Genomic DNA, 12,410 nt, shown 5'->3' with positions numbered 1-12,410 from the left:
CCATGACTGCCATGCTCCGCCTCTTCCTGGTCGATGATGAACCGCCGGCCTTGAGCCGTTTGCAAGACCTGTTGGCCGATTGCCGCGCTGAAGTCCCGCACGAGGTTGTGGGGTCGGCGCAGACTGGTCAGGAGGCCATTGAAAAATTAGTGGTTCATCCGGCTGATTTGGTGCTGACCGATGTCAATATGCCAGGCATGAGTGGCTTGGAATTGGCGCGGCATTTGAACCGTCTTCATCACCGACCCGCCGTGGTGTTCTGCACTGCCTTCGATGAGTTTGCGGTGCAGGCATTCGAAGTTCACGCGTTGGATTACCTGCTCAAGCCAATCCGAGAAGAGCGTTTGCTGGCAGCGCTGCGCCGAGCCCGCGAACTCCCGCATCCGGCTCAGGATACATTGCAAGCGTTGTCGCCAGGGGCCCGGCGTTATTTCAGTGTTGCCGAGCGGGGTAGGGTAAGGTTGGTACCAGTGGATGCCGTGCTCTACCTGAAAGCAGAGCTGAAATATGTGACGCTTAGAACCCGCGAAGCAGAATACTTGCTTGAAGAATCGCTAACCCAGTTGGAAGCTGAGTTTGGCGAGCGTTTTTTGCGCATCCACCGTAATTGCTTGGTAGCGCGTGACAAACTGACTGGCTTTGAAAAAGAGTGCGAGGGGCATTGGCTCGCGCTACTTGAAGGGAGCAACGAAAAGTTGTCAGTGAGCCGACGGCAGGCGCATGTCGTGAGTGAGTTCCGTCGTGGGGATTTGAGCTAGCTACATTGATTGTGCTACCACCATTGAGAAGACTATCAGGCATTTTTTAATGTCTCGGCCAAGAACGCACGATAAACTTTTGCGGTGGCGGCGGGCTTTTCCAGCATCGGCACATGGCCGCATTTGGCCAATATTGCGGTGTGGGCATGGGGAATGCCAGCTTTGAAGAGCTGGAGGGAAGAAACGTCGAGCACTCTGTCATCATCACCCCACAAAATTAATGTCGGGGCGCGGATATTAAGCAGCCGCTCATCCAGCCAGATACGCTGATCAAACATTTCTTTGAAGATCAGATTTTGATTGTCGGCCTGTGCCATGCCGCGCGTGATCAGGTAGTCGCGCAAAAAGCCGGGTATGTAGGGCTTACGGTGGTAAACCAGTTTGAGGATATTGTCGAAGTCGGTGGGTTTGCGGATCAGCAGCTGGTTTTCTCCCGCGAGCGCAGCTTCGTAAAAAGGGCTGCGCTTGGGCATGTCGACCCCGGCGGCATTGAATAGGGCCAAGCTAGCCACCCTTTCGGGGTAGGTAGCGGCGAAAGCGGCGGCCAGATAACCGCCCATCGAATTACCTGCCAGATGGACACGATCCAGATGCAGCATGTCCATGAAGTCCTTCAGGCGTCCTAACTGGACATCAAGCGCATAGGACTTAGGCAAATAACCGGTTTCACCAAATCCTGGCAAGTCCGGTACCAAAATACGGTAGTCGCGGCTGAAGCTTGGCACCAGATAAAGCCAGTTGCTGCTGTCAGCCGAAAAACCATGTAGAAACAGCATGGGCGGCTTGTCACGGCGGCTTCCGCTGTAATAAACCATTTCGAAGCCATCCACTCCAATGCTATGCCGACGTAAGCCTGCACGTTTGCGCGCAATGGCCAGTATCGAGATAGGCCAATAGCGCCAGCTCAATGCAAAGGCGACGAGCAGCAAGCCGACGATGCCTACTGCCAACCAGCCGTTCATGGTGTCTTCTGCCACATATGTTTACTCTCCCGGTCTTTAAACCTGTTTACTTGTCTTGCTATGTATCCATTTATTAAAGCCAATGCACTCGAAAGCTTCTGCTAAGGCGCTGCGCGCCAAGCGGTTCGTAGTTGCCCGTACCCAAGTACACTCCGGCTTTCAGTGTTGCGTTTCACCTTGTTCATGGTTGCTTACTACCGCTTTTGAAAGAGTTTGAAACTTGCAGTGCACTCCAGCGGCCGTTTTTGCCATTCTAGCCAGACCCTCTGCCGGGCTGGTGAGATTCCGCCTGCGTTTGTTTCGCGACTGGAAAATAGCAACAAATGGCGATTACCCACCTTATCTCAACGGTGCCTAGCCGAGGATCAAACCGTCTCTATGCAGATCGAGAAGTTGCTTCAGGTCGATGGACATGCCATCACCACTTATCACTGGCCCCAGCCAGGGGCCCGACGCGTAATGGTGATTGCCCATGGTATGGCCGAACATGCGGCCCGTTACGATGATTTCGCCCGTTTCCTCAACCAACACGATTGCGAGGTCTGGGCATTGGATCATCGTGGCCACGGGCAAAGCGTACAGCATGGCCGGCTTGGCCATTTTGCCGATACAGAGGGGTGGAAAAAAGTGGTGGGCGATCTGGTCTGCTTGCTCACTCACGTCCGTCGACATAGCCCAGGTCTACCGGTGGTTTTGTTTGGACATAGCATGGGTTCATTTGTTGCCCGATCACTGGTGCTTGCAGAGCCCGAATTGACGAACGGTTTGATTTTGTCGGCTACCGGTTTTCGTCAATCAGCCCTGGCCCGCGTAATGGCAGGTATTGCTGCAGTTTCGGGCCGAAGTAGTGGTTGGGACCAGCCCTCAGCCCTGATGCGTAAACTGGTATTTGGTACATTCAATCTACGCTTCGTGCCATCACGTACCACTTTTGATTGGCTGAGCCGGGTGCCGGAAGAAGTAGATGCCTATCTCGCCGATCCAATGGCGGGTTTTGATTGTTCGGCAGGGCTATGGCGTGATCTATTCCTTGGCATTGTCGAAATGGAAACCAGGGAAGCGCGTGAAAGTGGCTTGCCAGATATACCGGTTTGGTTACTTGCTGGCTCGCACGACCCTGTCAGCATGGGTGGCAAAGGTTGTAAGCAATTGGCTGATCGTTACCAGGCAGCCGGTCTGCACGATGTGAGTGTCACCATTTATCCACAAGGCCGTCACGAGATGTTGAATGAACGTAATCGCGCTGAGGTGTATGCCGATTTCGCGGCGTGGTTGGACAAGCGCTTCACGTGAAACGGCCAGGAAGTAACGACATTAGGCAGTACGCTTGAACAAGGCCAATGCCTTTTGTCGTTGCTCGGCGTGATCAACGATAGGCATGGGGTAATCAATATCAAGTCGCAGCCCCGCCCCCGCCAATATCATTGGCTTGGCTAGCCAGGGGGCATGGATGTCATCTATGGGAAGCGCAGACAACTCGGGTACGTAGCGCCGAATGAATTTGGCTTCGGGGTCGAATTTTTCGGACTGGGTGATCGGATTGAAAATACGAAAATAGGGCTGTGCATCGCAACCGGTACTGGCTGCCCATTGCCAGCCGCCATTATTGGCGGCCAAGTCGAAGTCAATGAGTTTTTCGGCGAAATAGGCTTCGCCCCAGCGCCAGTCTACGAGTAGATCTTTCACGAGAAAACTGGCCGCAATCATGCGCAAGCGATTGTGCATGAACCCGGTCCGGTTGAGCTGCCGCATGGCTGCATCGACGATAGGATAACCAGTACGGCCTTCGCACCAAGCAGTAAACAGTGCTGGGTCGTTCGGGAAGGGTAAGTCGATATAGATGGGCTTGAAGGATTGGCTTGCCGAATCTGGCCGATGCCAAAGTATCTGGTGGTAGAAGTCTCGCCAGATAAGCTCGTTGAGCCAACTCATGCTGCCAGCTGTGCCGCGGTGCCACGCATAGGCAGCCAACTGGCGGATTGACACGGTGCCGAAACGCAGATGCACGCTGAGGTAAGAAACGCCTTTCACGCCAGGGAAGTCGCGGGCATCCTTGTATCGGTCGATGCGGTTCTGAAAATCTGCAAATAGCGCTTCAGCACCCGTCGGGCCGGTCTGAATGCCAATCTCGTGCAGATTGGTTCGCTCAAAGCCCAGCTCTGTCAGACTTGGCATCCTTTCTGCAACGCTTGGTGCTAGCCGATGGCGGTAGCGGGCTACCGGATAGGCTTGCAAGTAAAAGGAATCAAGCTTCTTCAGCCAAGCATTTTTGTACGGCGTGAATACCGAAAAGAAACTGCCGGCTTGGGTGAGAATCTCATCGCGCTCGAAAATCACCTGATCCTTGCTGGTATGAAAGGCGATATTCAGGGCGGCCAGTGCGGCGGCAACGTGAGCGTCACGGATGATGGCAGCCGGTTCATAGTCGTGGTTGGTAAATACGGCCTCTGCGCCCAGCTCTTGCGCCAGGCGCGGTAGCTCGTACTCCGCTACGGCATGCCGTACAACCAAGTCGCTTCCTTGAGCCTGTAATTCGGCTTTTAGGGCAGCCACGGTTTCCCAGATGAATTCCACACGTCGATCGGCACGCGGTAGCGCATCAAGAATGCTGCGATCAAACACAAACACAGGAATGACCTGCTGAGCCCGCTTTAGCGCATAGTAAAGAGCGGCGTGGTCATGCAGGCGCAAATCGCGGCGTAGCCATACCAAGGCGGTGGAATAGAGGGGCATGTTCATTTATTCGCTTGTATGGGGCGGGCCAGCATAGCCGCTTATATTCAGCCAGGGCAGCCTAGCGCGGCAAGTTGCAAAGTCATGTGCGATAATTCAAATCATGGAAGCTATAAATCTCAGTCGTCAATTCCTGATTGCCATGCCCGCCATGGCGGACCCTATTTTTGCGAAGGCGCTCGTCTTCGTTTGTGATCACAATGCCGAAGGTGCAATGGGCGTTATTGTTAACCGTCCCATTGGCATGGATATCCGTACGTTGTTTGAACAAGTTGATATCGAACTGCAGCGCGATGATGTCGCCGAGCAGCAAGTCTATTTCGGTGGCCCGGTGCAGACCGACCGCGGTTTTGTATTGCACCAACCGCTGGGTAACTGGCAGTCCACGATGTCGGTAGAAGATGATCTGGGTCTCACTACTTCCAAGGATGTGCTCTTGGCGGTGGGCAGTGGTGCTGGGCCCGAACGTCTTTTTGTCACACTTGGCTATGCGGGCTGGGAAGCCGGCCAGTTGGAGGGCGAGTTGGCCCAAAATGCTTGGTTGACGGTAGAAGCCGATATCGAAGTTGTGTTTGGTTTGCCGGCCGAGCAGCGTTATGAAGCCGCGCTCAAGCTGTTGGGTATCGATATGGCCATGCTGTCCGATACAGCAGGACACGCCTGAAATCATGAGTGGTTATGTCATTGCTTTTGACTTCGGCGAAGTCCGCATCGGTGTGGCCGGCGGCAGCATGGAACTAGGTATTGCCACGCCGCTTGCTACGGTCACAGGCAACAACAATGACGAGAAATTCGCCGCTATCGGTAAATTGATTGCTGAATGGCAACCCACTCAGCTTGTGGTCGGTTTGCCAAGCCACTTGGATGGTACCGAGCACGAACTTTCTCGCCTCTCCCGCACTTTTTCCAATCGATTGCATGGCCGATTCAATCTGCCTGTCGCCTTGGTGGACGAGCGCCTGACTTCGGCGGAAGCCGAAGGCATGCTTAGCGAAACGCAAACCTTCGGCAAAAAGCGTAAGCAGGCGATTGACCAAGTGGCTGCGATGCAGATTTTGCAGGCTTGGTTTGATGGCCGATAGAAAGCTAACCCTTGATGATTGATTTTGTGTTTCGCCATGTCTGGGGCCGTTTGGGAAAGACAGTCTATGTGCGTATCGATAAGACACAGTTGCATTTGCAAGAAGTAGAAACCGGCAAGTGTTTGGAAGTGAAGCTGTCAGATGAGGGAGCCAGTGCGTTTGGCCATCCACGTACTATGTTGGCAAACTTTACGCATGCCCAGCGTGTATTGAGTGAATCGCTGGCTCAGCTTGGCCGACCGTTCTTGGGTTACACCTCAGTATTGATGCATCCGCTGGATAGATTGGAAGGCGACATTACCCAAATTGAAGCAAGGGCGTTGAAGGAGCTTGGATATTGTGTTGGCGCGCGTCGTTGTGTCGTGTGGGTAGGGCGGGTATTAACCCAACAGGAATTGGGTAGATGGCAGTTACCCACAACTGGTGGGCAGGTTTGTGACTAGAGGCTGATGCAGCTGTGTCACGTACGGCATTTTGGGAAATGATGAAATAAGTGATGGCCAAGCGGTTGTTGGCGGTTTTGAAGTACCAACCACAACGCAGGCAAAATCGAGTGAAAGGCAGCGCCGGATGTACAACCCCCAATTGAATCAACATGGTGAGCTGATTCATCTGCTCAGCACTGAAGGCCTGCCCGCGCGCATCTTGCGCCAGATTCTTGATAAAGCTGCAGGCTACGTAGCTGCCGGCGAAGCGGGCGAAAAGAAGCACGCCGACCTTGCCGGTAAAAGCGTATTCAATCTGTTCTTCGAGAATTCGACCCGTACCCGTACCACTTTTGAGATTGCCCAGAAACGCCTGTCAGCTGATGTGCACAGTTTGAATATTCAAGCTAGCTCGACTGCCAAGGGCGAGACGCTGCTCGACACTATCCACAATCTGGAAGCGATGGGTGCGGATATGTTCGTCGTGCGCCATGCCGAGTCGGGTGCGCCTTTCCTGATTGCCAAGCATGTGAAACCCGGTGTGGCGGTTGTCAATGCGGGAGATGGTCGCCATGCTCATCCAACCCAGGCTCTTTTGGACATGTATACGATTCGCCATTTCAAAGGCGACTTTCAGAATCTCACCGTAGCAATTGTTGGCGACATTCTGCATAGCCGTGTGGCGCGTTCACAGATACATGCCCTGACAACGCTGGGCTGCCCGGAGGTAAGGGTTATTGGCCCCAAGACGCTCTTGCCGCGTGATGTGGAACAACTTGGCGTACAGGTGTTCCATGACCTTAATGAAGGTCTTAAAGGGGTAGATGTGGTGATTGCTTTGCGCTTGCAGAATGAACGCATGAATGGGGCGCTGTTACCCAGCGCTAATGAGTTCAACCAATTCTACGGACTATCGAAGGAGAAGTTGGCCTTGGCCAAACCAGATGCCATCGTGATGCACCCGGGGCCGATGAACCGTGGTGTAGAAATCGACTCTGCCGTCGCGGATGGCGCACAGTCAGTGATTTTGGATCAAGTGACATTTGGCATTGCAGTGCGCATGGCCGTGATGAGCATTCTGTCGGAGGCCCGCTTATGAACATGCTTATCCAGAACGGTCGTGTCATCGACCCGGCCAGCGGCTTCGATAGCGTTACCGATCTTTACCTGGATCAAGGCCGGATTGTGGCTATAGGTGCTGCGCCTGCCGGATTTAAGGAGGAGATAACGCTGGATGCCAAGGGCCTGACGGTCATGCCTGGATTGGTCGATCTGGCTGCACGCCTGGGTGAGCCCGGCGGCGAGCATAAGAACAAATTGCAGTCGGAATTGAAAGCTGCCGTGGCAGGGGGTGTGACTACCCTGTGCGCCATGCCCGATACTAAGCCAGCGTTGGACCAACCGAGTTTGGTACAGATGCTGCGCCAAAAGACGGAGGCGCTGGGCTTGGCCCGTGTGCTACCCCTAGGCGCGCTGACACGTAGCCTGGAAGGCACTGAACTGACCGAGTTTGCCAAGCTACGAGAAGCTGGTTGTGTGGCCTTCAGCCAAGCGGATGCGCCGCTGGCCGATACCCGTGTGCTTTACCGCGCCATGCAATATGCCGCCACGTATGGCATTGCCTTGCGCCTGCGTCCACAGGATGTGTGTTTGGCGGCAGGTGGCGTGGCGCATGACGGGCAAGTCGCAACCCGGCTGGGTTTGCCGGCGGTCCCTGCGGTGGCTGAGACCGTGGCAATCGCCACTATTGTAATTTTGATGCGCGACAGTGGGGCTTGCGTGCATTTGGAGCGGATTTCTACCCAGGAAGGCGTGGCGATGATTGCTGCTGCCCGTGCTGACGGGCTTAAGCTCACGTGTGATGTCAGCATCAATCATGTCCATCTGGCGGACACCGATATTGGCTATTTCGACAGCAATATGCGCCTTTCCCCGCCGTTGCGTAGCGTACGGGACCGCGATGCTATTCAACAAGGCTTGCTCGATGGCACCATCACTGCGATTTGTTCCGACCATACGCCGGTAGGTAACGACGACAAACTTCTACCTTTTGGCGAAGCCGCTGCTGGCGCGACAGGGTTGGAAATCTTATTGCCGCTGGTGCTGGCATGGGCAGAACAAAAGCAGATAGCGTTGCCGATTGCTTTGGCCAAGATCACCAGTGCCCCAGCCATGTTGTTGGGGTTGGAGGCGGGACAGATCAAGGTAGGCGCACCTGCCGACCTGTGTATTTTCGACGCGCATGCAACATGGCGTGTCGCGGCGGAAACGCTCATCAGCAATGGGAAGCATACGCCGTTTGTGGGCGTGGAATTGCGTGGTAGAGTCCAGTATACCTTGGTCGGCGGCCATATCGCCTACACCGAACCTGGCGCAGCGTGAGTCTCACGCCAAGTCATCGACCCTAGCTACAACGATCCCACCTGATTTGCGAGGAACACGCCCATGTCTGATATCGATACCCTATTCAAGCAAGCCGCAGAAGATGTCACCAAGCTATCTGAAGCCCCGGATAACTCGGTCAAGCTCAAGTTATATGCCTTGTACAAGCAAGCCAGCGAAGGCGATGTGAAGGGTGACAAACCTTCCATGTTCGACTTTGTCGCCGGTGCCAAGTACAACGCCTGGGCCGAATTAAGCGGTACTGATGGTGCTGCTGCCAAGCAAAAATACATCGACTTGGTAGAAGCGTTGAAAGCTAAAGAGTAGGTCTTGAAGAAGTAAAAAAATAACGCCGACTGTAGGTCGGCGTTATTTTTTTAATTGCCCGATTAGTTTTCGAGTTACAAACCCAGTGATTACAATTAATTCACCAGCTCACGCCAAGTGACGCGCTCAAGACGGACGCCGCAGCCTGGAACTGGATTTGCCTCTTTTTGATCACCTGATGTTGTACCTTGGGGGTTGGTGAGAATTGTTCCTTTTGTAGAATTGTTCGAACGACACTCAGATCCGTCCCCTCCGCTACTATCTCCCCCAGCATTCGTGTCGAAATCAACGCCGCCATTTCTGGAAAAAGCAACATCATTCCTGTGCCAATTGTTTTCTTTACTATTACCTCTCGCAGTTCTCTGCTTATGAGTAGAACTTGAGCCTAAAGACATAATTGATGCTTTTTCGGGGACAAACAGAATATCTCTTGGGATGCCATTCAATAAATATCCACTAGGGAAAAATTCATCATTCCCGAATTTCAATTTATCGCCAACATCCGACTTGCCATTATTATTTAGGTCTAAAAATCCATATTTAGTTTTGCGCTTATTCCGAACAGTGGAACCTGTTAATGCATCCAACGCCATAATCCAACCTTTGTTAGGGGAGGAGCAGGTTTCTTTTTTTGGAGTTTTCTTATCATCCGACTGAGGGATACCTGTGCCAAACATAATTCGGCGACCATGCAGTTGTGGTTCAGAAACAAGTCTTTCGTAATTTTCGAATTGAGTATACCACCCCTTTGAAGTTGAGGGGTCAGCTTCCAAATCAATAGGGTTGTCTGAAACGGCGCGATAGCTACCGTTTGAAATGAGCACTTGTTTTGTTAGATCGCCTATCTTTACTAAATCATCTTTTAAGTCATCTAATACACCAAAGAAATAATGCGGGGTGCTATCTTGTCTATCATGATTCGTCAGTAGCCTACCGGTACCAAAGAGAACAAGGTAACCTTTAAATCCTTTGTCATTTTCCCGTAAGAAATTTTTGGTACTTGCATTGCCTCTTACAGGCAATATTCGAGGTGCCTGAATTATTGGTTCGTGTTTGGGAGTTTGAAATATTGGTTTCACAGATGCTGAAGATACACCACTTGTTAGGTCAAATCGCCACATGGTGCCATTTTCGTCCCCTGCGTATACGTAATCAAGCACACCATCAAAATCAGCGTCTAATCCCCTAGGTGAGGATAATCCTGTACTTTTCCTACCGTCAGCTTCTTTTACTTCTATCTTTCTGATCAAATCGCCAGAGTCGGCATTTAGTATGTATAAAGCGGATGAATTTTCCTTCTTAACTTTGGCTGAAGAATCAAAGTTATTTTCATAGCCATTCGCTAACACTACGACAGGGGTAAAACTGTCCGACCCTGTTCTTACGCTATAAATGAAGGGTGTGCCAAATGTATATCCAACATCAGCGTCATTGGATTTGTTCCATTCCCAGCGTACCGTACTTTCAGGGTTGGTAAAATTGTCCTGACTTGTCACATCCAATGCAAAATAACCTTTACCACCTTGCCCTAATCCACTAACCAGGATTGTTTTCCATCGTCCATTGACTTTAATGTCCTGTGTTATTGCGGGTCCACTAACATGATACACATGAGGGTTGTTCCCCTTGCCATAATCTGGATTCGTCAGTGGTTTCAGCTTGGGGTACACAACAGAGGGAATGTAAGCAACAACTTCATCCATGCTAGGTGGTTTTTTGGGATCTGGCGTGGAGGTGTCAAAACCGTGCATCATGCCATCGTTGGCACCTATAAAAACCATGCTGCGACTTGAATGAATATTTGTAAATTCTGCGTAGGTAGAATCTAGCGACTGCCCTGCTGGTTTGCCTACAAAAACCGGTTTGGTATCGATAAAATCTCCAAGATGAGTAGAGCGTACACGCTGGCCTGCTACTGGGTGGCCCCTAAGAAAACTAATCGTATTTTTCTGGTCGGTGTTATCAATTCCTAGTGCAGTTTGTTGACCTGTAGTCATTTTGCCCAGGTTGCCTTCGGTAAACGCAAATTGAGTAAACTTGCCTTGATCCGTTGCAGAATAAATTCTTCTTGAGGTTTGCTTTGTTAAAGCAGCACCGGCTTCTTGTACAGAATCTTTATCAATTACACCATTTTTAAATGAATACCGTTTCAATTCTCCATACCAACCTTTTGAATTAAACCCAGGTTGATAAATAAAATTGTTATCTGTTTTGGCAACGGTCTCTACGGCTAAACCACCAGCATTCGAATTCTGGTCGATAATGCTCGCAACGGCGTTAGAAAGAGTTTCTGCGAGTTGCTCTTCATTTTCCTTGTCTGAACCTTCCTTAATATAATAGTACTTACCCCCAGCTTGCTCTGCCGCATTTCTCAATAGTGTTGAGCCATGTTTAAATCCAACAACATACGATGTGACATTTTGGATGCCAAAATCTTTATCATTGAAAGATTTCCCCTCAGCATCTAATTCAGTAGTATTTTTCATGTCCTGTTGGTACATAAATTTGGTAAGACGGAGAAAGTTGTTATCGTCAGATTTTCCTTTCTCTATCCCATAGTTTTTTAGTGCTTCTTCTTCAGCTGCTTTTTGTAAGTTGGTTTCGATGCTTGGTGCACCATCAGAGATAATTATTTGATAATTCTTTTGGCAGCGATATTTAATGGGGGACTCGTAGGTGAGTATCTTATCTTTTTTATCTCTTTTGTTATAAGCGGTTTCCATCCCCCGCCAGTAACGGGATAGCTCGTAAGTAGATGCGGCAAGCGGGGTGCTGTTATCCGGATATAAGCCATCGATTACTTGTAGAAGCTCATCAAATTCTGTTTTAGTTAATCTATTTTTTATTGGCGACTGTAATATGCCTGCTCCAGTTCGATTCACATCCACGTTATCAAATGTAAACAGCCCCCAATTTAAATTTTTATTATTTCCTTCGCGGACTAAATTGGATAGCACGCGTCTTGCAATACCAATACTTCCATTGTTAGTACATTCTGGATATGGAGGGTTAGGTTCTTGAGTAGCCCTAGGGTTATCAGGTTCAACTGGTCTATTGGGATCATATGGCCTACAGTACCCTTTCTCCATGTATGCGCTCATACTTGTGGAGGTATCCACAAACAACATAATATTAGGCGTAACCCCAGAACTTAATATGGGTGGATTAGATGGATAAGGTTCATCCCCAAATGCCATCAATGGGCTAACGGCGAGTGCCAAAAATACATTTTTGGCAACTTCTTTCCTACGGTACTGCACTTGCATATTTAAGCTCCAAAAACAAAGTCAATACTTAACACTGACAACCTATAAATGTTTTTGACATATATTTTGGTCGCAACAAAACACACCCTTTTTAGTAAGGATGCAACTAAGATAAAGAATGCATATGTTACGCATAACACTATGCAAATGAACGACGAGCATATGCCAATTGACTTTTGGTAGGATTGTTCAAAAACCATCCGTATAGCTAAATGTCATTTATATAACTTCAGTCTCCATTGTGTTTCCGGATATATTATTCACTTGGCATCAATTCTTGCTATGGGGGAATATGTTCCCTCTTGTCAGGCTTGGTAGATGCTGTTTGGAATTACCAATTGAGTGTAATTAACTGATGTTACGCAGTAGCTGCGAGAAGCAGCTGTAACTGATCATAAGCCGCGCGGGAGGCGTTGATCAGTAACTTGCGGCAAAGTGCGAATGGGTTCTTCTGCGTCTTGATGCTCAGGCATTC

Annotated in this window: 11 protein-coding genes; 8 read left to right on the top strand and 3 right to left on the bottom strand. The window is 50.4% G+C overall.

The annotated features are described in order from the left end of the window. Positions 1-2: 2 nt before the first annotated feature. A complete protein-coding gene (locus CSQ89_RS09100) occupies positions 3-758 on the top strand; it encodes a LytR/AlgR family response regulator transcription factor (protein WP_099405850.1) in 756 nt (251 codons plus the stop codon). A 35-nt stretch (positions 759-793) separates the two neighbouring features. On the opposite strand, the gene CSQ89_RS09095 is transcribed toward CSQ89_RS09100, so the two are convergent. Continuing rightward, the gene (locus CSQ89_RS09095) at positions 794-1,720 is read right to left on the bottom strand and encodes an alpha/beta fold hydrolase (RefSeq protein ID WP_099405849.1); all 927 of its coding nucleotides are present in this window, start codon (positions 1,718-1,720) and stop codon (positions 794-796) included. A gap of 378 nt (positions 1,721-2,098) precedes the next feature. On the opposite strand from CSQ89_RS09095, the gene CSQ89_RS09090 reads away from it, so the two are divergent. Beyond that, positions 2,099-3,013, top strand: a complete 915-nt coding sequence (locus tag CSQ89_RS09090) for an alpha/beta hydrolase (RefSeq protein ID WP_199065359.1) — start codon at positions 2,099-2,101, stop codon at positions 3,011-3,013. Between the two features lie 21 nt (positions 3,014-3,034). Here the strand turns inward: CSQ89_RS09090 and CSQ89_RS09085 are convergent, their stop codons facing one another. Then, on the bottom strand, positions 3,035-4,459 hold the full coding sequence (locus CSQ89_RS09085) for a cryptochrome/photolyase family protein (RefSeq protein ID WP_199065357.1): 1,425 nt from the start codon (positions 4,457-4,459) through the stop codon (positions 3,035-3,037). 97 nt (positions 4,460-4,556) lie between these two features. On the opposite strand from CSQ89_RS09085, the gene CSQ89_RS09080 reads away from it, so the two are divergent. The 6 genes from CSQ89_RS09080 to CSQ89_RS09055 all read left to right on the top strand — a co-directional run bounded on the left by CSQ89_RS09080 (position 4,557) and on the right by CSQ89_RS09055 (position 8,669). Then, positions 4,557-5,117, top strand: coding sequence for a YqgE/AlgH family protein (locus tag CSQ89_RS09080; protein WP_099405848.1), 561 nt, complete (start codon positions 4,557-4,559; stop codon positions 5,115-5,117). A gap of 4 nt (positions 5,118-5,121) precedes the next feature. Further along, positions 5,122-5,535, top strand: coding sequence for a Holliday junction resolvase RuvX (gene ruvX, locus CSQ89_RS09075; protein WP_099405847.1), 414 nt, complete (start codon positions 5,122-5,124; stop codon positions 5,533-5,535). A gap of 11 nt (positions 5,536-5,546) precedes the next feature. Next, entirely contained in the window at positions 5,547-5,978 is a 432-nt protein-coding gene (locus CSQ89_RS09070) for a hypothetical protein (protein ID WP_139023060.1), read from the top strand. Between the two features lie 127 nt (positions 5,979-6,105). Beyond that, entirely contained in the window at positions 6,106-7,059 is a 954-nt protein-coding gene (locus tag CSQ89_RS09065; protein ID WP_099405845.1) for an aspartate carbamoyltransferase catalytic subunit, read from the top strand. After that, positions 7,056-8,342 carry a dihydroorotase gene (locus CSQ89_RS09060; protein ID WP_099405844.1) on the top strand — a complete coding sequence of 429 codons (1,287 nt, stop codon included), beginning with the start codon at positions 7,056-7,058 and terminating at the stop codon, positions 8,340-8,342. Before CSQ89_RS09065 ends, CSQ89_RS09060 begins: the two co-directional genes overlap by 4 nt. 63 nt (positions 8,343-8,405) lie before the next feature. After that, on the top strand, positions 8,406-8,669 hold the full coding sequence (locus CSQ89_RS09055; RefSeq protein ID WP_099405843.1) for an acyl-CoA-binding protein: 264 nt from the start codon (positions 8,406-8,408) through the stop codon (positions 8,667-8,669). Between the two features lie 95 nt (positions 8,670-8,764). On the opposite strand, the gene CSQ89_RS09050 is transcribed toward CSQ89_RS09055, so the two are convergent. Next, positions 8,765-11,935: a pilus assembly protein gene (locus CSQ89_RS09050; RefSeq protein WP_099405842.1), complete on the bottom strand. Its 3,171-nt coding sequence runs from the start codon at positions 11,933-11,935 to the stop codon at positions 8,765-8,767. Positions 11,936-12,410 lie beyond the last annotated feature (475 nt).

This window comes from Chitinimonas sp. BJB300, assembly GCF_002735695.1.
In the GTDB taxonomy this organism is placed as follows: domain Bacteria; phylum Pseudomonadota; class Gammaproteobacteria; order Burkholderiales; family Chitinimonadaceae; genus Chitinimonas.
This window is presented reverse-complemented; position numbering and strand designations above follow the sequence as displayed.